The sequence below is a fragment of the Dorea sp. AM13-35 genome, assembly GCF_003473885.1.
Lineage (GTDB): Bacteria > Bacillota > Clostridia > Lachnospirales > Lachnospiraceae > Dorea_D > Dorea_D hominis.
Genome location: NZ_QUCZ01000007.1, coordinates 47,549 through 74,260 on the forward strand (window position 1 = coordinate 47,549; position 26,712 = coordinate 74,260).

Genomic DNA, 26,712 nt, shown 5'->3' on the forward strand with positions numbered 1-26,712 from the left:
ATAAACAGATGATATCAGAGAGTGAGGCAGACAGATGAATGAATTATTCGAAGTAATTGAAAAAAAGATAAAAGAAGCAGGATACCCGAGAAAGATTTCCGGAGCAGATGTATATGATGATATCTGTGACCAGATTGAAGGAAAAGAAAACGGAGAGTATATTTTATTATCCAAAATTGAGGATGATGTAATTTTTGAATATCATATTACAATTCAGGATGAAGATTTTAATCTCGGAATCTTAACAATGAAAACACCGGAAGGTACGTTCGAGGCAGATTTTGACGCATAAAAAGTGCCGGAGCGAAAAATAAGTTGATGAACAAGAGGTGGCTCTTTGGGAAAGACAAGAAAGAAATATACAATCAAAAGAAAAAAATCAAAAGCAGTTTTTAAAGCTGCAGATTTTCTGGAAGAAGGAAGGATTGCTTTTCTGGATTCCGAATATGTGACGTCACAGAAGAAAGGCGGTCCACCGGCAAAACTGGTATCGCTTGGTATGGTGATCTGTCGGGAGAATTTTGAGGAAGTAGAGAGGTTCCATTCTTATATTTATAATGATGAACCGCTGCATGATAAATTCCGTGAGCTTACCGGGATCACGGAAGAGGAGCTCCTGCAGGCACCACCTTATGAACAGGTTATGAAAGAAGTGGCAAGAAAACTGCGCGCACGTAATGTCAGAATAATCTGCGTATGGGGACCGGATCAGCAGGTGATTAGCCAGGATTTAAAATATTACCGGACAGGCATTTCCAAACACATCCGCAAGACAGTGAGTCAGATGCTTGAACAGATGCGCGATATCGAGGGAATCTATTCCAGAAAGCTGAATATGCACAGCATAGGCATTGCGAATCTGAAGCTGTTATGCGGACTTGGCTCTTCTGTCAGTCATGATGCACTGGAAGACGCAGTGGATTTGAAAAATGTGATTGCATATCTGGATGTACACGGCTGTCCGGAGCGTGCGGCACAGATGCTCAGACAATATATGAAGGAAAAAGAACTGTATTACAGATACCGGAGATTCCACGAGAAGTGGGATGGAATATCGGAAGCTGTAGTCAGAAAAAGCAGAGAGCTTATAAATGAACTGGAGAAAAGCGGGATGATGGAAGCGAGAGCGCTCCTAGATGACTTGAGAGTGATCTGTACCGGAGAAGACAGTTCATTTGAAGAACCGGAAGAATATATGGAGCGGATGAAGGAAAAATGACTGATCACATCATTCTAAGTGTGACCAGTCCTGTTTTGGTGGGAGAACCACGACTGTTATGATTTTGTGCGTGGAGAGGCTGGTTACTGTACTTTTACTTCTCCGGCAAGTACTTTTTTGTAATCTTCATAATTCTTTTTCAGAAGCTCCGGTGTGTTTAATTCATACGGACATTTCTGCCTGCACTGTCCGCAGTTCAGGCAGTTTTCAATTTTGCGCATCTCTTCCTGCATTTCAGGTGTCAGCCAGGCTTCGGATGGCGCACGGCGGAGCATCAAAGACATTCTGGCGCAATTGTTGATCTGGATACCGGCAGGACATGGCATACAATATCCACAGCCGCGGCAGAATTCTCCGGTCAATACTTTCTGCTCTTTTTCAATGTAAGCGGCCAGATCCGGTGTCATGGATGGCGTCTGCTCCATGTAGCTGAGCCATTCTTCCAGTTCGTCCTCTTTCTGGATTCCCCAGATTGGAAGCGCATTATCGTATTGCGTCATATAAGCCATGGCTACTTCGGAGCGGTTGATCAGACCGCCGGCAAGTCCCTTCATAGCGATAAATCCCATATTTTTTTCTTTACAGGCGTTCACCAGTGCGATTTCCCTTTTAGAAGAAAGATAACTGAACGGATACTGCAAAGTCTCGTACAGACCGCTTTCGACGATTTCTTCTGCTACACCCAGCTTATGTGCAGTAATTCCGATATGGCGGATCGTACCTTCTTCTTTTGCTTTTTGTAGGCATTCATACATTCCAGTGCCATCTCCTGGACGGTAACACTGTGGTACACAATGGAGCTGATAAATGTCAATATAGTCTGTACGGAGATTTTTTAAGGAAGTTTCCAGCTCTTTCCAGAAATCGTCCGGTGTCTTGGCGGCTGTTTTAGTGGCGATGTATACCTTGGCTCGCATACCATTAAAGGCTTCCCCAACCTTGATCTCACTGTCGCTGTAGGCTCTTGCCGTGTCGAAGAAACGCATGCCACCCTCATAGGCTCTGCGCAGCAATTTCACAGCATAGTCCTGACAGACGCGCTGGATTGGTAAAGCGCCGAACGCATTCTGTGGAACAGTAATACCTGTTTTTCCTAATGTAACTTGTTTCATAGATTTTCCTCCTCATTATGGATTATCAAAGTGGAATTTATATTAAGTAATTATAATATAACACTTTTCTTTGATAGTTACATCTGAAAAAATTTCAAAAAATTGCACGCACTCTTGATAATGGAAGTCGATTTTTGTCCTGTCTTGTGTATCTCGAAAGTGGCTGTTTTACAGGCTTTCCGTTGCATCGGTTATTTTGTCTGGCAAAGTTGATTTGCGTATCAATATTTATCGAGGTCAGGTTGATACCAATAACGCCATAATTAACGCCAATGACACTAAAAATGGCGCTAATGGCGTTAATTGTGGCGCTGATTTGGATGGAAAGAAAATTGTTGTAATCAGTGATATTCGTTTTAAAGGAAAGAGGAATATCAATTGGGAAGAAGTTGAGCAGTATTTAAAAGAATACATAGGAGATTGCTATGAAGTAGTCGAAACCTCGGATCAAGTCTATATTGGTTCAGATTTTCCAGGAGAATTAAAAGGATCTGGAGATACCAAAAGATTATATGGAGCGAGTGCGAAAGCAAAGGCTAATGCTACCCAGGGAATTCCTATGCTTCTTCAATGTGCTACGAATAAACGATGGCAGGAAAACTTTAAAGGAAAGCATAACGTTGATGCAAAGTTTGGCTGGTATAGATTTACGACAAGGTTTGCACTTCCAGTATATAACAATGATACTGGAGATCTTGAACGGTTTAATATATTCAGGATAGAAATGTTGATACGACATGCTGCAGACGGAAATTTATATCTGTATGACATGGTGAACATAAAAAAGAAACGAGCACCCCGCTTGAGCAATAGCTGTACGGTAACAAACCCATTTCTTGATTATATGATACATTGAACAGTATTAAATGTCAACGAAAAAGCATAAGAAATTTCAATGAAAAGCCAGCCCAGCTATTCATCGGAAAGACCATGACAAATTTATCTTTGGTGAGTTTGCTATATTTGATTCCTAATTGTTTCAGGAACATGGCAACTTGGGCTTCTTCAGCAGATCCTTCAAAATGATTGGCTTGATCCAAAGCATTTTTTACAACATCGGCTCCGGTAGTATCAGCAGTTGTAATCCATTAGTTATGGACACGTTTGATGAGGCTGTTCGTCAGGAGCCAGATGCACACCCATTAGTTCATTCTGATCGAGGCTTTCAATATACAAGCGCACAGTTTTATACTGGATTAAAAAAACATCATATGAAGCAGAGTATGTCTAGAGTTGCCCACTGTATTGACAATGGACCAATGGAAGGGGTTTGGGGAATTCTAAAACGAGAAATGTATTATAAACAGCGTTTTAATGACAGAAGCTCTTTGATTACTGCGATAGCTAATTACATAGATTACTACAACAACCAACGACTTCAAAGGAAACTGCATGTAATGACACCAATGAAATATCATAAGCAATATACAAAAGCAGCATAAAATATCGCCAGCCATAGCATGGCTGACGATACAAAAATTTATTATTTTTTATTGTCCTCTTGACGGGGAGCACACCAACTTGCAGGGCGTTATTTTTACCATTTTGCATGGCTTGTAGTGTTCACAAAATCTTCACAAAATAATTAGCACTCACCTCTTGACAGTGCTAATAGTAAATGTTATAGTACAACTAGAACAAAGGAAGAGGGGTAAAAAGAAAGAACTTCTTAGAAATCCGGAATCCTGGATGTTCCAGATAACAACACATCAGATATTCCAGACGAATATTTCATATGTGCTTAATAATATTTATAAAGTATTGGAAGGAGATATGACTTATGATGATGCCTAGTATTTTTGGAGAAAACTTATTTGATGATTTTATGAATGATTTTACATTCCCGAAATTCCCGGATGTAGAGAAAGAACTCTATGGTAAACATGCAAAGAACTTAATGAAGACAGACGTAAAAGATACCAAAGAGGGTTATGAAGTAGATATTGATCTTCCTGGATTTAAGAAAGATGAGATTCAGATGGAACTGAAAGAAGGAGTTTTAACAGTCAGCGCAGCTAAAGGACTGGATAAGGATGAAGAGAAGAAGGATGGAACTTACATCAGAAAAGAACGTTATGCAGGAAGCATGAGCAGAAGCTTTTATGTAGGCAAACATGTAACGGAAGAAGATATCCATCCGAAATATGAGAATGGTATTCTTTCCTTCAGCGTTCCAAAAGAGGAAGCAAAACCGGTAGAAGAGAAGAAACATTATATCAGCATTGAGGGATAACAACAGAGCTGCAATGTAAAATTCGTATTACCTCGCGGGCATGATCCCGCGGGGTAATCTTCATATAGATGGTTTTCATAAAATGTTAAAACAAGATTACAATACACTCTGTGTGGGGTGTAAATAACAGCAATAAAGAAAAACGGGAGGGATTTTATGGCGGCGAAAAGAGATTATTACGATGTTCTTGGAGTTGCGCGTAATGCAGATACCGGAACAATAAAAAAAGCTTACCGTAAACTGGCGAAAAAGTACCACCCGGATACGAATGCAGGAAATGAGCAGGCAGCGGAGAAATTTAAGGAAGCTACCGAAGCATATAATATATTAAGTGATAAAGAAAAAAGAAAAATGTATGACCAGTATGGACATGCAGCATTTGACGGATCTATGGGAGCTGACGGTGCTTATGGAAATGGTAGTGCGTCTGGTGGCGGCACTTACCGTTATGCAGGACCGGATGGTACATTTCATGAATATCATTTCGAAGGAAATGGAGATATGGATGATTTCCTAAAGCAGATGTTCGGTGGTGCGTTTCATGGTTTCGGCGGCGCACACAGTTCATTTGGAGGTTTCGGCAGACAAACAGGACACCAGGGCGGAAATTCCTACAGAAATTATGGAAGGAGTTTTCAACAGGATGGTGCAGATGTGGAAGCGGATATTACAGTTTCCTTTGATGATGCGGCTTTCGGATGTGAAAAACTGATCCATGTGACAGATGGAAGCGGAGAACGGAAGTCTCTGAAAGTGAAGATACCTGCCGGAATTGATACCGGACAGAGCATCCGGCTTCGTGGCAAAGGCAGTCCGGGATATGGCGGTGGAAAAGACGGTGATCTGTTCTTGAAAGTGACTGTCAGCATGAAACCGGGATATGAACGTAAAGGAAAAGACGTATACAGTACTGTTCAGATTCCATTTACAACAGCTGTGCTGGGAGGAGAAACAATCGTGCAGACGCTGACCGGTAAGGTTATGTGTAAAATCGCACCGGGTACACAGTCTGGAACGAAGATCAGACTTCGTGGAAAAGGAATCGTATCTATGAAAGATAAAAATATACGGGGAGATCAATATATAACTGTTCGAATCCAGGTACCGAAAAATCTGAGCGAAGATGCAAAGAGAAAATTAAAGGCTTTTGAAGAAGCCTGTGAAAAAAAAGGAAGAGGCGCTGCGTAAGTGCCTTTTTCTTTTTTTGTTGCCTGTATTGTTGACGGTCTGTCGTTCGCGCTTTATAATAAAAGGGTTAAGAAAAATACACTTTCCGTATGGAAATGTGTGAATGATATAGCGTAAGGAGAACAAGAATGAGCAAAATTATTTTAACAGGTGACCGTCCGACCGGTCGGCTTCACGTAGGACATTATGTAGGATCCCTGAAAGAGCGTGTAAAACTGCAGAATTCCGGTAAGTTTGACGAGATTTATATTATGATCGCGGATGCACAGGCACTGACAGATAATGCAGAGCATCCGGAGAAGGTACGTCAGAATATTATAAATGTAGCGCTGGATTATCTTGCTTGCGGAATCGATCCGGAGAAAGCGAATATTTTCATTCAGTCTATGGTTCCGGAATTGACAGAATTTACATTTTATTATATGAATCTTGTCACTGTATCCCGTGTACAGAGAAACCCTACAGTAAAAGCTGAGATCCAGCAACGTAATTTTGAAGCAAGTATTCCGGTTGGATTTTTTTGCTATCCGATCAGCCAGGCGGCAGATATTACCGCTTTCCGTGCAACAGCCGTTCCGGTTGGAGAAGACCAGCTTCCGATGTTAGAACAGTGCAAGGAAATCGTACACAAGTTCAACAGTGTATATGGCGAGACACTTACAGAGCCTGAGATCATTCTTCCGTCTAATAAAGCATGTCTGCGTTTGCCGGGTATTGATGGTAAAGCGAAGATGAGCAAGTCTCTTGGAAACTGCATTTATTTGTCTGATGAGCCGGAAGACATTAAGAAGAAAGTTATGTCCATGTTTACAGATCCGAATCATCTGCGTGTGGAAGATCCGGGACAGGTAGAAGGCAATCCGGTATTTATTTATCTGGATGCATTCTGTAAGGATGAGTATTTCGCAGAATTTTTACCGGATTATGCAAATCTGGATGAATTAAAGGCACATTATCAGCGTGGTGGTCTTGGTGATGTGAAAGTTAAGAAATTCCTGAATAATGTTATGCAGGCAGAACTGGAGCCAATCCGTGCAAGAAGAAAAGACTGGGAAAGCAGAAAGACAGATGTTTATGATATTCTGAAAGCCGGAACAGAAGTTGCCCGTGCAAAAGCAGCCCAGACACTGCATGATGTGAAAGATGCAATGCATATCAATTACTTTGACGATGCAGATTTGTTAAAATAATTGATATTTAAGGAATCTGCCAGAGATAGTTTCTGCCAGAGATTGTGATAATTATAATAATAGTAAAAAATAAAACGGCAGTTCGTGGATAGATATAATTGAGATGTTTTCAAAGATCTGATTCCATAAACTGCCGTTTTGCTGTAGTAACTTTGTTATTACAGCAGAGATATCCTACCAGATTCCAAGTATATGCTGCATGCCAAGACTTGCAAGAGCAATTCCAATCCAGCAGCAGAAACCGAGCAGAAGTGGTTTTCCACCGGTTTTGATGAGCTTGATAATATTTGTATTCAGACCGACTGCACTCATGGCTAGAACGATAAAGAATTTACTCAGTGTTTTCAGTGGAGTGAATACATCTGCGGAGATACCGCAGGAAGTCGCAATTGTTGTAATGACAGAAGCAAGTACAAAATAAAGAATGAACATTGGAAAGATTTTTTTCAGCTCTATTTTTTTGCCTTCAGCTTTCTGACTTCGTGTGCGGATGAATGCAAGTGCCAGAGTGATCGGAATGATCGCAAGTGTACGTGTCAGTTTAACGGTAACGGCTTTATCCAGTGTCGCAGAACCCAGGTGGTACAGAGAATCCCATGTAGATGCCGTTGCTGTTACAGAAGAGGTGTCGTTGACAGCCGTTCCGGCAAAGATTCCAAATGATTCGCCGCTTGTTGTGGAAAAGCCAAGAATTCCGCCCAGCGTTGGAAACAGTAAAGCTGCAATCATATTGAAAAAGAAGATTACAGAGATTGCCTGTGCGACTTCGTCATCATCTGCATCAATGACCGGTGCTGTAGCTGCAATTGCAGAACCACCACAGATGGAAGATCCGACGCCAACCAGAGTAGAGATGTTGCCCGGAATATGCATGATTTTATGCAATACATAGGCAAGAATCAGAGAAGTTGCGATTGTGGTTACAATGATCGGAAGTGATTGCTTCCCGGTTTCCAGAATAACAGTCAGGTTCAGCCCGAACCCAAGAAGGATGACAGCATACTGTAATACTTTCTTTGATACAAAAGTAATTCCGCTCTGGAAAGCAGATTTGTCTTTGATAAATAATGTCAGGATCATCCCGGCAAGAATACCGAATACCGGTCCGCCGATAATTGGAAAATGTTGTCCCAGTATCCAGCAAGGAATAGCGATGCAGAGACATAATAAGATCCCTTTCGCATTTTTCTTTAAAAATTCCATTTGATATACTCCTTTAGATTTTGTTATATTTCCGTCAGATATGATAGCACACAATGAAAAAAATGAAAAGAAAAACAGAACAGGGAGATTAGTTCGTAATATTTAAACAAGCCAGTCACCGAGCCATACGATAATAACAGGACAGATCAAAGTTTAGATCAATCGGAAAATTATTTCAAAACAGCTAGTGTATAAAAATCATTGCAGTGGTGAGAAAGCTTTGCTAGAATGTTGAAAGATGAAAAGGAGAACATGATGGCAAAGTATTACCTTGCCCCGATGGAGGGGATCACGACCTATATTTTCAGGAACGCGTATCATAAGTATTTTCGAAAAATGGATAAATATTATACACCTTTCTTCGTACCGCATAGTAAGCGCGGGCTGAATTTGAAAGAACAGGAAGAGATTCTGCCTGCGCATAATGCAGGACTTTTTGTTGTTCCACAGATTTTAAGCAACAATGGAAATGACTGTGTACAGACGATTGAAAAACTGAAACGATATGGATACGAAGAGATCAATCTGAATTTTGGCTGTCCGTCAAGGACGGTTGCATCAAAATACCGTGGCTCCGGATTCCTTGCAAAGACGGAAGAGCTGGATCGATTTCTGGATACCGTATTTTCGAATGAAAAAGATGTGAAAATCTCTGTGAAAACGAGGCTTGGAAGAGATGAACCGGAAGAATTTGAACGGATTCTTTCTATATATAATCAGTATCCGCTGGAAGAGTTGATCATTCATCCGCGAGTACAGAAGGATTACTATATGCATGAGGTAAGACTTTCCTGGTATGCATATGCTGAAGAACATAGCAGACACAGTCTTTGCTATAACGGAGAACTGAATACTGTAAAAAATATCCAGGAGATGCAGCAGAGATTTCCACAGACAGACTGCTGGATGATCGGACGAGGAATGATTGCTAATCCGGGACTTTTGATGGAACTGGAAGCAGAGAAATTAAAAAATGAAAAGAAAATACAAAGCTATGGTGGCTTTTCGATAGAAAAAGAGCGTATGGCAGCATTTCTGGAAGATATCTGCATTCATTATGAAGAAGCAAGTCCGAAAGAAATATATGTATTATTTAAAATGAAAGAAATCTGGACTTACTTGATGCGGTATTATCCAGATCATCTGGAAAAAATAAGAAAAATCAAGAAAACACAGACAATAGAGGAGTATAAGCGAGAAGTGCAAGAAATTTTCGCTTTACTTCGTTAAATAAATACCATATAATAAATAAAAAGTTTATTTGTAAATACAGACAGACTGTCTGAAATTGCAAAGAGAAGAAAGGGGCTTTTAATATGGAAGACCAGAAAAAACGCGTATATGATGCGCTTGATAAATTGAAAATTAAATACGAAGTTGTGGAACATGAACCGGTGCATACAATGGAAGATATGGATAGGCTAGGACTTCCCGAAAAAGGAACTTTATGTAAGAATCTTTTTCTGAGAGACTCTAAAGGAAAGAGACATTTCCTTGTTACCTGTGATGAGAAGAAGAAAGTAGATTTAAAATCTCTTGGAAGACAGCTCGGAGCAGGCAATTTAAGTTTTGCATCCGAAGAACGTCTGGAAAAATATCTGGGAGTAAAACAGGGAAGTGTGACACCGTTTGGACTGATGAATGATACCGATCACGCAGTAGAATTTTTCATTGATAAAGATCTCAGTAAATGCAAAAGCATGGGAATCCATCCGCTGGAGAATACAGCGACAGTATTTTTATCATTTAAGGATCTGGACAAATTCCTGTGGGATCTGGATGTGGATGTTGTAAAAGTACGATTATAAGAGAATTATAAAATATAAAGATATTTAATAGTTTTTTAATTGCATGTTCGTTGTGTTCGAAGTAGAATAGTACAGTGACAGAAGAAAGTGAGGAATACTATGGATCATTATCAATACAACGGACAACAGACACCCCCGGTGAATCGCAACAGTTACGGGAACCAGATCTGGTATATCTGGGGACCGATCGTAGTGAAAATAGTGATCGGTATGACTGTATCCGGTGTGGCATCGGCAGCGATTGGGGCAGCATATATGATCAGACATTATGGACTGTCGGCACAGATGACAGATTATGCACAGCAGATTGCAAACATATATCAGAAGGATTATGTACAGATTTTAAAAGCGGTGACAAAGGAAGCGGCAAGGCTTTCTTCCTATGTGGAAGGTGTGGCGGCATTTGTAACAATTCCGGTGTTGCTTGTCATGTTCCATAAAGACAGGATCAGGGAGAAACTTACCGGATTTACACCGAATAAGAAAGCGCCGCTGTGGAAATACAGTGCAGTAGCGCTCTTAAGTGCAACATTATGCGTAGGAGTGAACAACTTGCTTATTATAGGCAACATTACAACTGTCAGCGAGGAGTATCAGACAGTAATGCAGGGATTCTATTCCGCACCGCTTCTGATACAGGGCATATCACTTGGCATATTAGTTCCAATCTGTGAGGAACTGGTATTTCGTGGACTCGTTTTTCAGAGGCTGCGTATGCGGAGCGGATTTTTATCTGCGGCATTGTATTCAGCAGTGATCTTCAGCCTGTTGCATGGCAATATGGTTCAGATGATATATGCACTTTTCCTTGGAGTGGTATATGCTTATATGTATGAAAAATACGGTTCTGTGAAAGCACCGATATTTGCACATATGGTTGCAAATCTGATTTCCGTATTTGCAACACATTACAACTGGTTTGAGTGGATGGCAAGAAATCCGATGCGGATCGGCATTATTACTGTTTTATGTGGAACGATCGGTTCCAGTATGTATGTATGGATGCAGCGGATCGATGAAAAGCCGGATCATCCGAACAAACCGGAACAGACTTTGCATCAGGAAAATCTGACTTCTCAAGAGTAGAGAAGTCGGATTTTTTACATATATACAAGTAATTATCTGAATATCTGACAATTTAAGAAAAAAAGAGGTTTACAAGCTGGAAAAATTGTAGTATAGTAGGACAAAAATAAGAAAGGAAAGAAAAGGTATGTATGAGCAGAAGCAGAATCTGCATACCGGTTTGTATCGCACAGAGTTTGAACATGATAACTGTGGTATCGGTGCAATCGTTAATATCAAGGGCAGGAAATCCCATAACACGGTAGCAGATGCACTTAAGATTGTAGAAAATTTAGAACATAGAGCTGGCAAGGATGCCGAAGGTAAAACAGGTGATGGAGTTGGAATTCTATTACAGATTTCACATAAGTTTTTCTCCAAAGTCTGTGAACCTCTCGGCATCCTTTTACGTTCTGAGAGAGATTATGGTGTGGGAATGTTTTTCTTCCCGCAGGATGAACTGAAAAGAGAACAGGCAAAGAAGATTTTTGAAGTTATTGTCAGAAAGGAAGGAATGAATTTCCTGGGATGGAGACAGGTACCGGTAAAAGAGGAAGTACTTGGAAGCCGTGCAGCAGCTTGTATGCCATGCATTATGCAGGGATTTATTGAAAGACCGGAGCATATTGCGCAGGGAATTGATTTTGACAGACGTTTGTATGTTGTAAGAAGAGTCTTTGAGCAGAGCAGTGATGATACTTATGTAGCGTCTCTTTCAAGTAGGACAATTGCGTATAAGGGTATGTTCCTTGTCGGACAGCTTCGCTCTTTTTTTGCGGATCTGCAGGATAAAGACTATGAATCTGCAATTGCACTGGTACATTCCAGATTCAGTACAAACACAAATCCGAGCTGGGAGAGAGCACATCCGAACCGGTTCATTGTACATAATGGAGAGATCAATACAATTCGTGGTAATGCGGATAAGATGCGTGCCAGAGAAGAAAATATGGAATCTGAGTGTCTGAAAGGAGAATTGCATAAAGTTCTTCCGGCGATCAATACATCCGGATCCGATTCTGCGATGCTTGATAATGCCATCGAATTTATGGTAATGAGCGGAATGGAACTGCCACTGGCAGTGATGATCGCGATTCCGGAGCCATGGGCAAATACAAAAAATCTGTCACAGAAGAAAAAAGATTTCTATCAGTATTATGCAACAATGATGGAGCCATGGGACGGACCGGCATCTATTCTGTTCAGTGACGGTGACTGCATGGGAGCAGTACTGGACCGGAATGGATTACGTCCTTCCAGATATTATATTACGGAAGACGATACGTTGATCTTGTCTTCTGAAGTAGGTGTACTTGATATTGATCCGTCTAAGATCATTGTTAAAGAGCGTCTGCATCCGGGCAAGATGCTTCTTGTGGATACAATAAAAGGTAAAGTGATTGATGACGATGAACTGAAAGAATCTTATGCAAGAAGACAGCCGTATGGAGAATGGCTGGACAGCAATTTGATCGAGTTAAAAGATTTAAAAATACCGAATCAGAAAATTGAGACATATTCAGAGGAGGAACTCGGAAGATTACAGAAAGCATTCGGTTACTCTTATGAAGATGTGAAGACTTCTATTTTAAATATGGCGAAAAATGGAACAGAAAGCACTGGAGCCATGGGAATTGATGCCCCACTTGCCGTTCTTTCACAGAAATCTCAGAATCTGTTCGGATATTTCAAACAGTTATTTGCACAGGTTACCAATCCACCGATTGATGCAATCCGTGAAGAAGTCGTAACATCTACAACCGTATATATTGGTGAGGATGGCAACTTGTTGGAAGAAAAAGCAGAAAACTGTAAAATGTTAAAGGTAAATAATCCAATTCTTACCGATACAGACCTGCTGAAAATTAAAAATATGAAAACAGAAGGTTTCCAGGTTACAGAGATCCCGATCACTTATTATAAAAATTCCAGTCTGGAAAAGGCGATGGATTACTTATTTATCGAAGTAGACCGTGCAATCCGTGAAGGAACCAATATTCTGATCCTTTCCGACCGTGGTGTGGACGAATATCATGTGGCAATGCCGTCACTTCTTGCATTGTCAGGACTTCAGCAGCATCTGGTACGGACAAAGAAGAGAACTTCCGTGGCTATTATTCTGGAAACAGGAGAACCGAGAGAAGTCCATCATTTTGCAACACTGCTTGGCTATGGTGCATGTGCGATCAATCCGTATCTTGCACATGAGACAATACGCCAGCTTATTGATACTGATATGTTGCAGAAAGATTATTATGCTGCAGTTGACGATTATAACCATGCGGTTATCAGCGGAATTGTAAAGATTGCCTCCAAGATGGGAATTTCCACCATTCAGTCTTATCAGGGTGCAAAAATCTTTGAAGCGATCGGTTTGAAAGAGTGTTTTATTGATAAATATTTTACAGATACGGTCAGCCGTGTCGGAGGAATCGGAATTGAAGAAATATCGGAAGATTACAGTGCGAGACATTCCCGTGCATTTGATCCGCTTGGACTGGAAGTGGAGCTGACGCTGGATAGTGTCGGGCATCATAAATCCAAGAGCGGTGGCGAAGAACATCTGTACAATCCGCAGACAATCCACATGCTGCAACAGTCAACCAGACGTGGTGATTATGAAATGTTCCGGAAATATACGGAGATGGTCAATGCAGAAGGAGAAAAGATCAATTTGCGTGGACAACTCGACTTCAATTACCCGGAAGAAGGCGTTCCGATTGAAGAAGTTGAGAGCGTAGATGATATCGTAACAAGATTTAAGACAGGAGCAATGTCTTACGGTTCTATTTCCAAAGAGGCGCATGAGACATTGGCAATAGCTATGAATCAGCTCCATGGAAAATCAAACAGTGGTGAAGGTGGCGAAGAAATTGAACGTCTGGATACAAACCGTTGTTCTGCAATCAAGCAGGTAGCGTCTGGAAGATTTGGCGTAACATCCCGTTATCTAGTTAGCGCAAATGAAATCCAGATTAAAATGGCACAGGGCGCAAAACCGGGCGAAGGTGGACATCTTCCGGGAGGAAAAGTATATCCGTGGATCGCAAAGACCAGACATTCAACGCCGGGGGTAAGCCTGATTTCACCACCGCCACATCATGATATTTATTCTATCGAAGATCTGGCACAGTTGATCTACGATTGTAAAAATGCAAATAAAGATGCAAGAATTTCAGTAAAACTTGTATCCGAAGCCGGTGTTGGAACAGTCGCAGCCGGTGTTGCAAAAGCCGGTGCAGGTCTGATCCTGATCTCCGGATATGACGGAGGAACAGGTGCGGCGCCAAGAAGTTCGATTCATAATGCTGGACTTCCGTGGGAACTGGGACTTGCAGAAACGCATCAGACATTGATCGCCAATGGGTTAAGAGAGCGTGTGCGGATCGAGACAGATGGAAAATTAATGAGTGGGCGTGATGTTGCAATCGCAGCTATTTTAGGGGCAGAAGAATTTGGATTTGCCACAGCACCGCTGGTCACAATGGGATGCGTTATGATGCGTGTCTGCAATCTGGATACCTGCCCGGTAGGAGTAGCAACCCAGAATCCAGAGCTTCGTAAACGTTTTACCGGGAAACCGGAATATGTTGTGAACTTTATGCGTTTTATGGCGCAGAATCTGAGGGAATACATGGCAAAATTGGGTGTCCGTTCGATTGACGAACTGGTAGGAAGAACAGAACTCCTCAAAGTAAAAGATGTACCGGTGTCTGAACGTGCAGAAACCCTGGATTTAAGTAAAATTCTTTATAATCCGTATGATAAAAAGACAGTGCCAATGACCTTTAACCCAAAGAAAGTTTTCAATTTTGAGCTGGAAAAAACACTGGACGAGAAGGTACTTATAAAAGAATTACTTCCGGCATTGGAGAAAAAACAAAAACGGGTTCTCGAAATTGACGTTGCGAATACCAATCGAACATTTGGTACTATTTTCGGATCGGAGATTACAAGACGTTATCCGGAAGGACTGGATGAAGACAGCTATGTGATCAAGTGCAAAGGCGCAGGCGGTCAGTCTTTTGGCGCATTTATTCCAAAAGGACTGACACTGGAACTTACAGGTGACAGCAATGATTATTTTGGCAAAGGATTATCCGGCGGTAAACTGATCGTATATCCGCCGACAGGAGTGAAATACAAACACGAAGATAATATCATTATTGGAAACGTTGCACTTTACGGAGCCACAAGTGGTAAAGCATACATCAATGGTATGGCAGGCGAGCGTTTTGCAGTCCGCAATTCTGGTGCGACAGCAGTTGTGGAAGGCGTAGGCGACCATGGCTGTGAATATATGACCGGAGGACGTGTAGCAGTTCTTGGGAAAACCGGTAAAAACTTCGCGGCAGGTATGAGTGGCGGAGTTGCTTATGTGCTGGACGAAGATAATGACCTCTATCTGAGTGTAAATAAACAGCTTGTAAATATTGAACATGTTACAGCAAAGATGGATGTAGAAGAACTGAAAACAATGATTGAAGAACATGTTGCTTATACGAATTCAGAAATTGGTAAAAAAATTCTGGAACATTTCACAGATTATCTTCCAAAATTCAAAAAGATCATTCCTGCTGACTATGAGAAGATGATGACAACGATCCTCCAGTTAGAAGAGCAGGGAATGAGCAGTGAACAGGCAAAAATCGAAGCTTTTTACATGATCAAAGAAGGAAGATAAGGAGGCGCACAAAATGGGAAAAGCAACAGGATTTATGGAATATGACAGACAGGATAAGAAAGCAGAGGCGCCAAAGGAGCGAATCCGGAATTTTAAAGAGTTTTATAAACCATTATCGGAAGAAGAACAGAAAATTCAGGGAGCAAGATGTATGTCCTGTGGTGTACCATTCTGTCAGTTCGGTCAGATGATCATGGGAATGGCGAGTGGATGCCCGTTACATAATCTGATTCCGGAGTGGAACGATCTTTTGTATCACGGGAACTGGGAAGAAGCGTACTATAGATTAAAGAAAACAAATAATTTCCCGGAATTTACATCAAGAGTATGTCCGGCGCTTTGCGAGGCAGCCTGCACATGTGGATTGAACGGAGACGCAGTAGCGACAAAATCTAATGAATATGGCATCATAGAACATGCGTATAAAATGGGATATGCGGATGCAAGACCGGTGAAAGTACGCACCGGAAAAAAAGTTGCAATTGTTGGCTCCGGACCGTCCGGACTGGCGGCAGCAGATCTTCTGAACCGTCGCGGACATCATGTCACTGTTTTTGAAAGGGAAGACAAAGTTGGAGGACTTCTCCGCTATGGAATTCCGAATATGAAATTGGAAAAACAGATTATCGATCGGAAGATAAAGATCATGGAAGAGGAAGGTGTGATTTTTCAGACAAGTTGCAATATCGGAAAAGATAAACGGGTTTCTTCTATATTGAAGGAGTTTGACCGTGTAATCTTATGCTGTGGTGCGTCCAACCCAAGAGATATCAAAGTTCCGGGAAGAAAAGCCGATGGTATTTATTTTGCAGTGGATTTTCTTAAATCTACGACGAAAGCACTCTGGGCAAATCCTGAACATGAATTAAAAGAAGACACTTATATTTCAGCCAAAGGAAGAAAAGTTATGGTTATCGGCGGTGGAGATACCGGAAATGACTGCGTTGGAACATCCATGCGCCATGGTGCGGCATCTGTTTTACAACTGGAAATGATGCCGAAAGCACCGGATCAGAGAACAGAGATGAATCCGTGGCCGGAGTGGCCGAGAGTCTGCAAGACCGATTATGGGCAGCAGGAGGCTGCAGCAGTATTCGGACAGGATCCGCGAGTATACCAGACAACCGTAAAAGAATTTGTCAAAGATAAAAACGGACGTGTCTGCAAGGCAATTCTGGTAAAGCTTGAATCAAAACAGGATGCAAAAACCGGAAGACGTATGATGGTGGAAATACCAGGCAGCGAATATGAGGTGGAGACCGATCTGGTGCTGATCGCAGCAGGATTTCTGGGAAGTGAATCTTATATTACGAAAGCATTTGGCGTAGAAGTAAATGCGAGAACGAATGTAAGTACGAATCCGGGAGAATATAAGACCAGTGCAGAACATGTATTTACAGCAGGCGATATGCACCGCGGACAATCACTTGTCGTATGGGCGATCCGTGAAGGAAGAGAAGTGGCTGAGGCTGTTGATAAGAGCCTGATGGGATATACAAATCTGAATATCCAGTAGGAGTGTATTCGATCTTCTTTTCAGATAAGAGTTCTGGTAAATGTTACAAAATTATTAAAAGTTATTGCAAAATTGTTTTTTATAGAGTATAATCGTCCCTAGATAGTGATACTATGTCAAATTGGAATTAAAGAAATGTAAAGAAAAAGGATGATATAATGAAAAAATTTGGAGTGAAACTATTATCAGTTGTAGTGACCAGTTCGATGATCGTGACACCTGTAATGGCAGCACCTTCGGTAAAAGATTTAAAACAGAATAAAAAGGCAGCACAGAAACAGGTTGATTCATTGCAGACACAGTTGACAGGCATTATTGAGAAAATCAATAATCTGGAAGATGAGCTGGTTGTAACAGGTGAGAAGATCGAGACAACGTCAAAGGATCTGACGCAGGCTAAGAAAGATGAGAAGAAACAGTACGAGGATATGAAGCTTCGTATTAAGTATATGTATGAAGAGGGCGACAGTACATTTTTCGAGACACTGGTAAGCTCTACGAACTTCTCTGATATGGTAAACAAAGCCGAGTATGTTACGAATGTACATAATTATGACAGAAAGAAACTGGCTGAGTATGTTGCTACAAAGAAGAAAGTTGCAACTCTGAAGACGAACCTTGAGAAAGAACAGAAGAGTCTGGAGAAGAAGCAGACACAGTTCGAAACAAAACAGGATGATCTTGATAAAGTGCTGACTTCCAAGAAGTCAGAAGTTGCAGATTTGGATTCCGAGATTCAGAAAGCGGCTGAAGCGGCAGCGAAAGCAGCCGAAGCAAAACAGCGTCAGGAAGCAGCTGCAGCAGCAGCGGCTCAGAAGACAAGCGGCAGCAACAAGAACAATACAAGCAATAATAACAGTAACAGCGGTAATAAGAACAACGGTGGAAGCGGCAATAGCGGAAACAGCAACAGTGGCAACAAGAATAACGGTGGAAGCAACAATAATGGCGGAAGCAACAATAATGGCGGAAGCAATAACAGTGGTAATAATAGCGGTGGTAACAGCGGTGGACATTATTCTTCAGGAAGCGCAGTTGTAAGCCGTGCGTACGGAAAGCTTGGGTGCCCATATGTATGGGGCGCGTGCGGACCGAACACATTTGACTGCTCCGGTTTCGTAAGTTATTGTCTGACAGGACGGTATGCACGTATCGGTACATCAGGTACATTTGCAGGATGGCCACGTGTAAGCAATCCAAAGCCGGGAGACGTATGTGTACGTTCCGGCCATGTAGGAATTTATATTGGTGGAGGACAGATGATCCATGCACCGCATACAGGAGACGTTGTTAAGGTATCCAGTGTACAGTCCGGAATGTGGTATGTACGCAGACCTTAAAGAGTCTGGATTGTAATATATATGAACATGTATAATAGAAAATGCTCATCACAGCAGTTGTGGTGAGCATTTCTTTTGGCAGTAACTATTTGAAAAGTTTAATGCTTATGTTATAATATGGAAAGCTTGTGACAGAAGAAAGGAGCGCATCAATGAAGGCATATACGAATTTTGCAGAAGTTTATGATACATTCATGGATAATGTTCCATACGAAGAATGGGCAGAATATTTGCTGAAGGTATTAGAACAATATGGGATTAAAGACGGACTGGTACTGGAACTGGGATGTGGGACCGGAACAATGACTGAGATCCTGAATGACAGAGGATATGATATGATCGGTGTGGATAATTCCGAAGATATGTTGGAAATTGCGCTGGATAAAAGAGTAGAAAGTGGAAAAGATATCCTTTATCTGTTGCAGGATATGCGTGAGTTTGAATTATATGGAACGGTCCGCGCAGTTGTGAGTGTATGTGACAGTGTGAACTATATTACAGAAGAGAGCGAACTGGAAGAAGTTTTCCGGCTGGTAAATAATTATCTCGATCCAGGCGGAATTTTCGTGTTTGATTTTAATACAGAATACAAATATCAGAAGATCCTTGCGGATAATGTATTTGCAGAAGACCGGGATGAATGCAGTTTTATCTGGGATAATTATTATGATGAGGAAGACCGGATTAATGAATATGAACTGTCTTTATTTGTAAGAAGTGCAGAGGATCCGGAATTGTATCGCAAATATCAGGAAGTACATTACCAGAAAGCATATACACTGGAGAAGATAAAGACACTGCTTGAAAAAGCAGGACTGTCATATCTGGGCGCTTATGATGCATATACACAGGATGCACCGCTTTATACAAGCCAGAGGATCTGTGTTGTAGCACAGGAATGTCAGAAGATGGTAAGATGATTCTATGAATGTGGAATGTCAGAGGATAATAAGAAAATCAAACGAGAAGATAAGTTTAGAAGATAAGATTAGAAAAGGATGTTAAGTATGAAAGATTATATTGTAAGAGCAACAGCAGCAAACGGACAGGTACGTGCTTTTGCTGCAATTACGAGAGAGACAGTAGAAGAAGCCAGACAGCACCATGGAACAAGCCCGGTTGCGACAGCAGCGCTTGGACGTCTGCTGACAGCAGGTACGATGATGGGAAGTATGATGAAGAATGAGACAGACATGCTGACATTACAGGTACGCGGAGATGGACCAATCGGTGGGATTACCGTAACAGCAGACAGCAAGGGAGATGTAAAGGGATATGTTGAGAATCCGGATGTGATGCTTCCACCAAAGAATGGTAAACTGGATGTTGGCGGAGCAGTAGGTATCGGACTTTTGCAGGTTATTAAAGACATGGGACTGAAAGAACCATACTCCGGACAGACGATTCTGGTGAGCAGTGAGATCGCAGAAGATCTGACTTATTATTTTGCAAATTCGGAACAGGTACCGTCTTCAGTAGGTCTGGGAGTATTGATGGAAAAGGACAATACAGTTAAGACTGCAGGTGGATTTATTATCCAGATGATGCCATTTGCAGAGGATGCAACAATAAGCCAGATTGAAGAGAACTTAAAACATGTGACTTCCGTGACAGAACTTCTGGACAAAGGCTATACTCCGGAACAGCTGTTAGAAGAACTGCTTGGCAATGTCGGTCTGGAAATTACGGATACAATGCCGACACGATTTTATTGCAACTGTTCCAAGGAGCGTGTGGAGCAGGCTGTGGCAAGTGTAGGTAAAAAAGATATTCAGGAAATGATCAATGATGGCAAACCAATTGAAGTCAAATGTCATTTCTGTAATACCGCTTATCATTACAGTGTAGAGGAACTGAAAAATATTTTAAAGAGAAGTAAGTAAAGGCAGGCGAAAGAAAATGAAACATGGATTCGTGAAAGTTGCAGCAGCGACACCGGATATCCGGGTTGCAGATGTAGAGTATAATACAGAGCAGATCTGTCGGCTGATCGATGAGACAGCAGAAGAGGAAGCAAAAGTAGTTGTATTTCCGGAATTATGTATTACCGGATATACGTGTGGAGATTTATTTACACAGGATCTGTTGCTGGAAAATGCAAAGAAAGGATTGCAGAAGATTGCGACACATACCGGTAATAAGGATGGTATATTCTTTATCGGAATGCCGTTAGCTGTAGACGGTGAGTTGTATAATGTTGCGGCGGTAGTGAACCATGGACATATTCTTGGATTTACGACGAAGACATTTCTGCCGAATTACGGTGAATTTTATGAGATGCGCCAGTTCTGCGCGGGTCCGAAGGAAGCAAGAATGATTTCTTTTGACGGTAAGATGATTCCGTTTGGACCACAGATCCTTTTTGTGGCAGAAGAGATGCAGTCGCTTGTGATTGCTGCAGAGATCTGTGAGGATGTATGGAGTACGGTTCCGCCAAGTATCCAGGCAGCAAGAGAAGGTGCCGTCCTGATCGTGAATTGCTCAGCAAGTGATGAGACGATCGGAAAGGCAACATACAGAAAGAATCTGATCGAGGGGCAGTCTGCAAGACTTTTGTGCGGTTATATTTATGCCAATGCCGGAGAAGGTGAATCTACGACAGATGTTGTGTTTGGCGGACATAATATTATCGCTGAGAACGGAACAACTCTTGCAATGGGACAACGTTTTGTAAATAATGTTATTTATACAGAGATAGATATAAAACGTCTGCTCAGTGAGAGACGGAAGAATACGACATTCCAGCTTGTGGAAGACAGAAAGCTTATGCGTGTTCCGTTTGATATGAAGATACAGGAGACAAAGCTTACGAGAACATTTTATTCCAGACCGTTTGTGCCGGGAGAAGAGGGCGAGAGAGCCAGAAGATGTGAAGAAATCCTTACCATTCAGGCGATGGGACTTAAGAAACGCCTGGCACATACACATGCAAAGAGTGCAGTAGTAGGTATTTCCGGAGGATTGGATTCGACACTGGCACTTCTTGTGACAGCGAAGGCATTTGATGCACTTGGCATGGACAGAAGTGGAATTACAGCGGTTACAATGCCATGCTTTGGTACAACAGACAGGACTTATCAGAATGCATGTAAGATGTCGAAGAAGCTTGGAGCGACACTTAAGGAAGTACCGATCGCAGCTTCGGTAGAACAGCATTTTAAAGATATCGGACATGATCCGAAGGATCACAGTGTTACTTATGAGAATTCACAGGCACGTGAGCGTACACAGGTGTTGATGGATATTGCCAATGCGGCAGGAGGCATGGTAATAGGAACTGGAGATATGTCGGAGCTTGCTCTTGGATGGGCAACATATAATGGCGATCATATGTCCATGTATGGTGTCAACGCTTCCGTTCCAAAGACGTTAGTTCGTCATCTGGTTCATTATTATGCAGATACCTGTGAGGATCAGGAACTTAAAGAGATTCTGTATGATGTATTAGACACACCGGTAAGCCCGGAACTTCTGCCACCAAAAGACGGCGAGATTTCACAGAAAACAGAAGACCTGGTAGGTCCATACGAACTGCATGATTTCTATCTTTATTATATGCTCCGGTTCGGATACGAACCGTCAAAAATCTACAGGATCGCCAAAGAAGCCTTTGCAGGAGAGTATGATAATGAGACGATTTATAAATGGCTTCGTACCTTCTGCTGGAGATTCTTTGCACAGCAGTTCAAGCGTTCTTGCCTGCCAGACGGACCGAAAGTTGGTACGGTTGCATTATCACCGAGAGGTGACTGGAGAATGCCAAGTGATGCGTGCGTAGCCGGATGGCTTAAAAATCTCGATGAGATGGAATAAACACATAGAGAAATATAATAAAAAAGGTTTCATTCACGGCTGTGAGCGAAACCTTTTTTGTACCTTATATAATGAGTCAGTCTATTCGATTGTAATAGGAAACTGAATTTCATTAAAGAGCGTGGAGATGAGATTATAACTGGATATTCTTGAAGAGATCTCCAAGGCTTGTTCCAATCTCTTCCGCTTTTGGAATCTCGACCTTTTCAACTGGCTCTTCTTCAACTTCTTCCAGCGCTTTCATGCTGAGACTGATCTTACCATCTTTGATACCGATTACTTTGACCTGAACTTCATCCCCGACATTCAGGACATCTTTTGGAGATTTGATACGTTTCTGACTGATCTGAGAAATGTGAACCAGTCCGGAAAGACCGTCCTCAAGCTGGATAAATGCACCGTAAGTCTGTAAACTGTCTACGGTACCTGTCATAACAGCGCCAACCTGCAGATTTGAAATCTTTTCTTCTTTTGCTTTGCGTTCTTTTTCTTTCAGAAGTTCGCGGGCAGAGAGGACTAATTTATTTTCAGCCTGGTCAACGTCAATGACTTGGACTTCAATATCTTTCAGAAGATAAGATTCCAGATCTTCAATGTAAGATAAAGATAATCTGGAAGCCGGAATGAATCCGCGCAGTCCTTCTACCATAGCAATTGCTCCACCGTTGACGATCCCCTCAATCTTAACAGGTAGTATAGTTTTCTTCTCGAGATATCTTTTTACGACATTCCAAGGATTGGCATCGTCAAAATGATCTTCCAGATCTGCCATTGTTAAGTTGTTGTCTTCTTTCATTAATTCTTCACTCATAGTTTTTTTGTTCCTTCCTGACATGATTTTGATAAACGTTTTTTCTATATGGCGATAGAAACTGTATACAGTATAACATAAAAATGACCGTTGTTTCAAAAAATGTGCAAGGATTTTGCGTCTGTATGCAAGAAATAGTTGACGAAACGAAAAAAAAATGGCAATCTAACTAGTGAACTTATGAAAAATATATGATATAAAAAGAAGCAAGGAATGCGCTAAAAATATCATAAAATATAATATTAACGAAAGTTTGGAGAGAGATAGATGGGAAAAAAGACTGGAAAAGTGTATGTGGTCGGACATAAGAATCCGGATACCGATTCCATTTGTTCCGCAATTGCATATGCAGAGTTGAAAAAGAAACTGACAGGGGATGAGTATGTTGCAAAACGTGCAGGTCAGGTGAACGAAGAAACACAGTATATATTGTCTAAATTTAATGTGAAAGCGCCGGATCTTTTGAAAAATGTCAAGTTACAGGCGAAAGATCTTGATATTCATAAGATTGAAGGGGTTGCACCGAATGTTTCAATCAAAGATACATGGGCAAAGATGAAAGAAAATAATATCAAGACGGTTCCGGTATTGAAGGAAGACGAACTGGTAGGAGTGATCTCTACCGGAGATATTGCGACATCTTATATGGATGTTTATGACAGTAACATTTTGGCAAGAGCAAGGACGCAGTATAGGAATATTATCCGTACATTGGATGGTACATTACTTACGGGAAATGAACATGGACATTTTACCAAAGGAAAAGTAACGATCGGAGCATCGGATCCGAATTTGATGAAGGAGTTTATCGAACGGGATGATCTGGTAATCCTTGGAAACCGTGATGAAGCACAGGAGTGTGCGATCAATATTGATGCGAGCTGTATTGTTGTATGCCAGAACGCGAAAGTTTCTTCGGAGATGCTCCGCAGAGCAGAAGAACAGAGTATTGTGATTATCAGTACACCGCATGATACATTTACAACAGCCCGTCTGATCAATCAGAGTATACCGGTGAAGTTTTTTATGAGTAAAGGACCTCTGGTTGCATTTCATATGAATGATTATGTAGATGAGATTAAGGAAGTTATGACGAAGACAAAATTCCGTGATTTTCCGATCCTTGACAGACATGGTAGATTCCGTGGATTCATTTCCAGACGTCGTTTTATGGATGCAAGCAAGAAGAAAGTGATCCTTGTAGATCACAATGAGAAGTCACAGGCTGTAGATGGGCTGGAAGAAGCAGAGATTGTAGAGATCATTGATCATCACAGACTGGGCAATATTGAGACAACAGGACCGGTATTTTTCCGGAATCAGCCGGTAGGTTGTACGGCGACGATCGTTTATCAGATGTACAGAGAGGAAGAAATCTCCATTTCACCGAAGATTGCAGGTCTTCTCTGTTCAGCGATTATTTCCGATACATTGCTGTTCCGTTCACCGACTTGCACATCCATTGATGAGAAAGCGGCAGCGAAGCTTGCAAAGATCGCCGGAGTCGATATGGAAGAGCTTGCGAAAGAAATGTTTAATGCAGGTAGCAGCATGAAAGGCAAGACGCCGGAAGAAATCTGCTTCCAGGATTTCAAACAGTTTACGGTAAATGACGTCGTATTTGGTGTCGGACAGATCAATTCCATGAGCGGAGAAGAACTTAAGGAAATCAAAGAAGTGCTGGAACCGCATCTGGAACAGGTGCTGGAGAAGCAGAATCTCCATATGATCTACTATATGCTGACAGATATTTTGAATGAGTCAACAGAATTACTCTGTTGTGGAGCAAATGCAAAAGCACATATTACAGCAGCATTTGATCTGCCGGAGGATACACAGGATATTATCCTTCCGGGAGTTGTTTCCAGAAAGAAACAGCTGATCCCGGCACTGGTGGAGACATTACAACAATAAGATATATAAAAAGGATCTGATACAGGAGGAGAAGATGGCAAAACAGATATGGAAACCGGGCAATATGGTTTACCCGCTTCCGGCAGTTATGGTTAGTACAGCAGATAAGAACGGAGAAGACAATATTATTACCGTTGCATGGACGGGAACAATCTGTACGAATCCGGCTATGCTCTATATATCCGTGCGTCCGGAGCGCTATTCTTATCATATGATTAAAGAAAGCGGAGAATTTGTTGTAAATCTGACGACGGAGGAACTGGCAAAGGCAACAGACTGGTGTGGTGTTCGTTCCGGCAGGGATGTAGATAAATGGAAAGAGATGGGACTTACCCGTGGCAAAAGCGAGACATTACAATATTCACCGTGTATCAAAGAAAGCCCGGTGAATATTGAGTGCAAGGTGGATCGGATACTGGAACTCGGTTCACATCACATGTTCACGGCGAAAGTACAGGCTGTTCAGGTAGATGACAGATATATGCAGGAGAATGGAAAATTTGATCTTGCCTCCAGCAGACTGCTGACATATTCCCATGGAGAGTATTATTCGCTGGGAAAGAAGCTTGGAACATTTGGCTATAGTGTGAAGAAGAAAAAATAGAATAAAATAATATAATAAAAACAGATCCTTCTATCAGAGGGATCTGTTTTTATGAATGCTTCTAAAATTAAGCAAGGTCTTCACCTGTGAGCATCTTGTATGCCTGCAGATATTTCTCAATCGTTTTGTCAACGATCTCCTGAGGGAGTGTCCAGTCGTTGTCCGGATTTGCTTTCAGCCAGTCACGGGCAAACTGTTTGTCGAAGGACGGCTGTCCATGTCCCGGCTCATAACCGTCTGCAGGCCAGAAGCGGGAGCTGTCCGGTGTGAGCATCTCATCACCGATAACAAGATTACCATTCTCGTCAAGACCAAATTCAAATTTGGTATCTGCAATGATGATTCCTTTACTTAATGCATATTCTGCACATTTTTTATATAACGCGATAGTGCTGTCACGAAGCAGTTCGGCATATTCACGACCTTTTCCTGGGAAATATTTTTCCAGGTGAGCAATACTTTGTTCAAAAGAAATATTCTCGTCGTGATCACCGATTTCAGCCTTGGTAGACGGAGTGTAGATTGGTTCCGGCAGTTTGTCGGATTCTTTTAATCCTTCCGGCAGCTTGATTCCGCAAACAGTTCCATTCTCCTGATAGCTTGCCCAGCCACTTCCTGTGATATATCCGCGGACGATACATTCAATCGGAAGCATGTGAAGCTTCTTGCACATCATGGATTTACCGGCATATTTCTCATTCTGGAAAAATTCCGGCATATCATTTACGTCAACTGAGATCATGTGGTTTGGAAGAATATCTTCTGTCATATCAAACCAGAATTTGGACATCTGTGTGAGAACAGATCCTTTCTTTGTAACCTCATTGTGTAAAATCACATCGAAACAACTGATGCGGTCTGTAGCAACCATGATCAGACTGTCTCCATTGTCATAAATCTCACGTACTTTACCTTCTTTGATTGGCTTTAATTCCTGCATTGTTTACACCTCGTTATTGAATTTTTTGAAAAATATCACAGTAACCGTATCACTCTTTGTAGTATAATGTCA

General features: G+C 41.6%; 22 protein-coding genes. 18 read left to right on the forward strand and 4 right to left on the reverse strand.

Annotated elements, in window-relative coordinates:
• The first annotated feature begins 34 nt into the window (after window positions 1–34).
• Together DW152_RS08905 and DW152_RS08910 are read left to right on the forward strand one after the other, a co-directional pair.
• Window positions 35–292, forward strand: coding sequence for a hypothetical protein (locus tag DW152_RS08905; RefSeq protein WP_021861417.1), 258 nt, complete (start codon window positions 35–37; stop codon window positions 290–292).
• Window positions 293–337: 45 nt separating this feature from the next.
• Complete coding sequence (locus DW152_RS08910; protein ID WP_118288454.1) at window positions 338–1,219, forward strand: exonuclease domain-containing protein; 882 nt, start codon at window positions 338–340, stop codon at window positions 1,217–1,219.
• An 83-nt stretch (window positions 1,220–1,302) separates the two neighbouring features.
• Here DW152_RS08910 and DW152_RS08915 read toward each other — a convergent pair whose 3' ends face one another.
• Window positions 1,303–2,331, reverse strand: coding sequence for an aldo/keto reductase (locus DW152_RS08915; RefSeq protein ID WP_118288455.1), 1,029 nt, complete (start codon window positions 2,329–2,331; stop codon window positions 1,303–1,305).
• Window positions 2,332–2,545: 214 nt separating this feature from the next.
• Between DW152_RS08915 and DW152_RS08920 the strand changes: the two genes are divergently transcribed.
• From DW152_RS08920 to trpS, 5 genes are all read left to right on the forward strand, one after another.
• Window positions 2,546–3,187, forward strand: coding sequence for a hypothetical protein (locus DW152_RS08920; RefSeq protein ID WP_243059894.1), 642 nt, complete (start codon window positions 2,546–2,548; stop codon window positions 3,185–3,187).
• Window positions 3,188–3,353: 166 nt separating this feature from the next.
• The gene (locus DW152_RS08925; RefSeq protein WP_199663833.1) at window positions 3,354–3,773 is read left to right on the forward strand and encodes an IS3 family transposase; all 420 of its coding nucleotides are present in this window, start codon (window positions 3,354–3,356) and stop codon (window positions 3,771–3,773) included.
• A 338-nt stretch (window positions 3,774–4,111) separates the two neighbouring features.
• Window positions 4,112–4,564, forward strand: a complete 453-nt coding sequence (locus DW152_RS08930) for an Hsp20/alpha crystallin family protein (RefSeq protein WP_021861412.1) — start codon at window positions 4,112–4,114, stop codon at window positions 4,562–4,564.
• A gap of 156 nt (window positions 4,565–4,720) precedes the next feature.
• Window positions 4,721–5,752 carry a DnaJ C-terminal domain-containing protein gene (locus tag DW152_RS08935; RefSeq protein ID WP_021861411.1) on the forward strand — a complete coding sequence of 344 codons (1,032 nt, stop codon included), beginning with the start codon at window positions 4,721–4,723 and terminating at the stop codon, window positions 5,750–5,752.
• A 128-nt stretch (window positions 5,753–5,880) separates the two neighbouring features.
• Complete coding sequence (trpS, locus tag DW152_RS08940; protein WP_021861410.1) at window positions 5,881–6,942, forward strand: tryptophan--tRNA ligase; 1,062 nt, start codon at window positions 5,881–5,883, stop codon at window positions 6,940–6,942.
• Window positions 6,943–7,116: 174 nt separating this feature from the next.
• Here trpS and DW152_RS08945 read toward each other — a convergent pair whose 3' ends face one another.
• Window positions 7,117–8,145, reverse strand: coding sequence for a YeiH family protein (locus DW152_RS08945; RefSeq protein ID WP_118288456.1), 1,029 nt, complete (start codon window positions 8,143–8,145; stop codon window positions 7,117–7,119).
• 252 nt (window positions 8,146–8,397) lie between these two features.
• Here DW152_RS08945 and DW152_RS08950 point away from each other — a divergent pair, with 252 nt between their 5' ends.
• The 9 genes from DW152_RS08950 (at window position 8,398) to DW152_RS08990 (ending at window position 22,371) form a co-directional block, all read left to right on the forward strand.
• Window positions 8,398–9,375 (forward strand): tRNA dihydrouridine synthase, encoded by a 978-nt coding sequence (locus DW152_RS08950; RefSeq protein ID WP_243059896.1) that lies wholly within the window; start codon window positions 8,398–8,400, stop codon window positions 9,373–9,375.
• Window positions 9,376–9,461: 86 nt separating this feature from the next.
• On the forward strand, window positions 9,462–9,953 hold the full coding sequence (locus DW152_RS08955) for a prolyl-tRNA synthetase associated domain-containing protein (RefSeq protein ID WP_021861407.1): 492 nt from the start codon (window positions 9,462–9,464) through the stop codon (window positions 9,951–9,953).
• A 99-nt stretch (window positions 9,954–10,052) separates the two neighbouring features.
• Window positions 10,053–11,039 (forward strand): CPBP family intramembrane glutamic endopeptidase, encoded by a 987-nt coding sequence (locus DW152_RS08960; protein WP_118288457.1) that lies wholly within the window; start codon window positions 10,053–10,055, stop codon window positions 11,037–11,039.
• A 127-nt stretch (window positions 11,040–11,166) separates the two neighbouring features.
• Window positions 11,167–15,702, forward strand: coding sequence for a glutamate synthase large subunit (gene gltB, locus DW152_RS08965; RefSeq protein WP_118288458.1), 4,536 nt, complete (start codon window positions 11,167–11,169; stop codon window positions 15,700–15,702).
• Window positions 15,703–15,715: 13 nt separating this feature from the next.
• Window positions 15,716–17,218, forward strand: coding sequence for a glutamate synthase subunit beta (locus DW152_RS08970; RefSeq protein ID WP_118288459.1), 1,503 nt, complete (start codon window positions 15,716–15,718; stop codon window positions 17,216–17,218).
• Window positions 17,219–17,376: 158 nt separating this feature from the next.
• Window positions 17,377–18,558 carry a coiled-coil domain-containing protein gene (locus tag DW152_RS08975; RefSeq protein ID WP_117537375.1) on the forward strand — a complete coding sequence of 394 codons (1,182 nt, stop codon included), beginning with the start codon at window positions 17,377–17,379 and terminating at the stop codon, window positions 18,556–18,558.
• A 152-nt stretch (window positions 18,559–18,710) separates the two neighbouring features.
• Complete coding sequence (locus DW152_RS08980) at window positions 18,711–19,478, forward strand: class I SAM-dependent DNA methyltransferase (protein ID WP_021861402.1); 768 nt, start codon at window positions 18,711–18,713, stop codon at window positions 19,476–19,478.
• A gap of 87 nt (window positions 19,479–19,565) precedes the next feature.
• The gene (hslO, locus tag DW152_RS08985) at window positions 19,566–20,441 is read left to right on the forward strand and encodes an Hsp33 family molecular chaperone HslO (RefSeq protein ID WP_118288460.1); all 876 of its coding nucleotides are present in this window, start codon (window positions 19,566–19,568) and stop codon (window positions 20,439–20,441) included.
• A 16-nt stretch (window positions 20,442–20,457) separates the two neighbouring features.
• Complete coding sequence (locus DW152_RS08990) at window positions 20,458–22,371, forward strand: NAD(+) synthase (protein ID WP_118288461.1); 1,914 nt, start codon at window positions 20,458–20,460, stop codon at window positions 22,369–22,371.
• 133 nt (window positions 22,372–22,504) lie between these two features.
• Here the strand turns inward: DW152_RS08990 and DW152_RS08995 are convergent, their stop codons facing one another.
• The gene (locus DW152_RS08995; RefSeq protein ID WP_118288462.1) at window positions 22,505–23,182 is read right to left on the reverse strand and encodes a S1 RNA-binding domain-containing protein; all 678 of its coding nucleotides are present in this window, start codon (window positions 23,180–23,182) and stop codon (window positions 22,505–22,507) included.
• Window positions 23,183–23,449: 267 nt separating this feature from the next.
• On the opposite strand from DW152_RS08995, the gene DW152_RS09000 reads away from it, so the two are divergent.
• Together DW152_RS09000 and DW152_RS09005 are read left to right on the forward strand one after the other, a co-directional pair.
• Window positions 23,450–25,096: a putative manganese-dependent inorganic diphosphatase gene (locus DW152_RS09000; RefSeq protein WP_117537372.1), complete on the forward strand. Its 1,647-nt coding sequence runs from the start codon at window positions 23,450–23,452 to the stop codon at window positions 25,094–25,096.
• Window positions 25,097–25,130: 34 nt separating this feature from the next.
• Entirely contained in the window at window positions 25,131–25,700 is a 570-nt protein-coding gene (locus DW152_RS09005; RefSeq protein ID WP_118288463.1) for a flavin reductase family protein, read from the forward strand.
• 67 nt (window positions 25,701–25,767) lie between these two features.
• Here the strand turns inward: DW152_RS09005 and DW152_RS09010 are convergent, their stop codons facing one another.
• The gene (locus tag DW152_RS09010; protein WP_118288464.1) at window positions 25,768–26,640 is read right to left on the reverse strand and encodes a phosphoribosylaminoimidazolesuccinocarboxamide synthase; all 873 of its coding nucleotides are present in this window, start codon (window positions 26,638–26,640) and stop codon (window positions 25,768–25,770) included.
• Window positions 26,641–26,712 lie beyond the last annotated feature (72 nt).

What these genes read in the sequence shown, in the direction of transcription:
- trpS (WP_021861410.1), top strand. Translation starts at nt 5,881, where the DNA reads ATGAGCAAAATTATTTTAACAGGTGACCGTCCGACCGGTCGGCTTCAC.
- DW152_RS08930 (WP_021861412.1), top strand. Translation starts at nt 4,112, where the DNA reads ATGATGATGCCTAGTATTTTTGGAGAAAACTTATTTGATGATTTTATG.
- DW152_RS08975 (WP_117537375.1), top strand. Translation starts at nt 17,377, where the DNA reads ATGAAAAAATTTGGAGTGAAACTATTATCAGTTGTAGTGACCAGTTCG.
- DW152_RS08905 (WP_021861417.1), top strand. Translation starts at nt 35, where the DNA reads ATGAATGAATTATTCGAAGTAATTGAAAAAAAGATAAAAGAAGCAGGA.
- DW152_RS08915 (WP_118288455.1), bottom strand. Translation starts at nt 2,331, where the DNA reads ATGAAACAAGTTACATTAGGAAAAACAGGTATTACTGTTCCACAGAAT.
- DW152_RS08955 (WP_021861407.1), top strand. Translation starts at nt 9,462, where the DNA reads ATGGAAGACCAGAAAAAACGCGTATATGATGCGCTTGATAAATTGAAA.
- DW152_RS08980 (WP_021861402.1), top strand. Translation starts at nt 18,711, where the DNA reads ATGAAGGCATATACGAATTTTGCAGAAGTTTATGATACATTCATGGAT.
- DW152_RS09005 (WP_118288463.1), top strand. Translation starts at nt 25,131, where the DNA reads ATGGCAAAACAGATATGGAAACCGGGCAATATGGTTTACCCGCTTCCG.
- DW152_RS08935 (WP_021861411.1), top strand. Translation starts at nt 4,721, where the DNA reads ATGGCGGCGAAAAGAGATTATTACGATGTTCTTGGAGTTGCGCGTAAT.
- DW152_RS08995 (WP_118288462.1), bottom strand. Translation starts at nt 23,182, where the DNA reads ATGAGTGAAGAATTAATGAAAGAAGACAACAACTTAACAATGGCAGAT.
- gltB (WP_118288458.1), top strand. Translation starts at nt 11,167, where the DNA reads ATGTATGAGCAGAAGCAGAATCTGCATACCGGTTTGTATCGCACAGAG.
- DW152_RS09000 (WP_117537372.1), top strand. Translation starts at nt 23,450, where the DNA reads ATGGGAAAAAAGACTGGAAAAGTGTATGTGGTCGGACATAAGAATCCG.
- DW152_RS08950 (WP_243059896.1), top strand. Translation starts at nt 8,398, where the DNA reads ATGATGGCAAAGTATTACCTTGCCCCGATGGAGGGGATCACGACCTAT.
- DW152_RS08945 (WP_118288456.1), bottom strand. Translation starts at nt 8,145, where the DNA reads ATGGAATTTTTAAAGAAAAATGCGAAAGGGATCTTATTATGTCTCTGC.
- DW152_RS08970 (WP_118288459.1), top strand. Translation starts at nt 15,716, where the DNA reads ATGGGAAAAGCAACAGGATTTATGGAATATGACAGACAGGATAAGAAA.
- DW152_RS08990 (WP_118288461.1), top strand. Translation starts at nt 20,458, where the DNA reads ATGAAACATGGATTCGTGAAAGTTGCAGCAGCGACACCGGATATCCGG.
- hslO (WP_118288460.1), top strand. Translation starts at nt 19,566, where the DNA reads ATGAAAGATTATATTGTAAGAGCAACAGCAGCAAACGGACAGGTACGT.
- DW152_RS08960 (WP_118288457.1), top strand. Translation starts at nt 10,053, where the DNA reads ATGGATCATTATCAATACAACGGACAACAGACACCCCCGGTGAATCGC.
- DW152_RS09010 (WP_118288464.1), bottom strand. Translation starts at nt 26,640, where the DNA reads ATGCAGGAATTAAAGCCAATCAAAGAAGGTAAAGTACGTGAGATTTAT.
- DW152_RS08925 (WP_199663833.1), top strand. Translation starts at nt 3,354, where the DNA reads ATGATTGGCTTGATCCAAAGCATTTTTTACAACATCGGCTCCGGTAGT.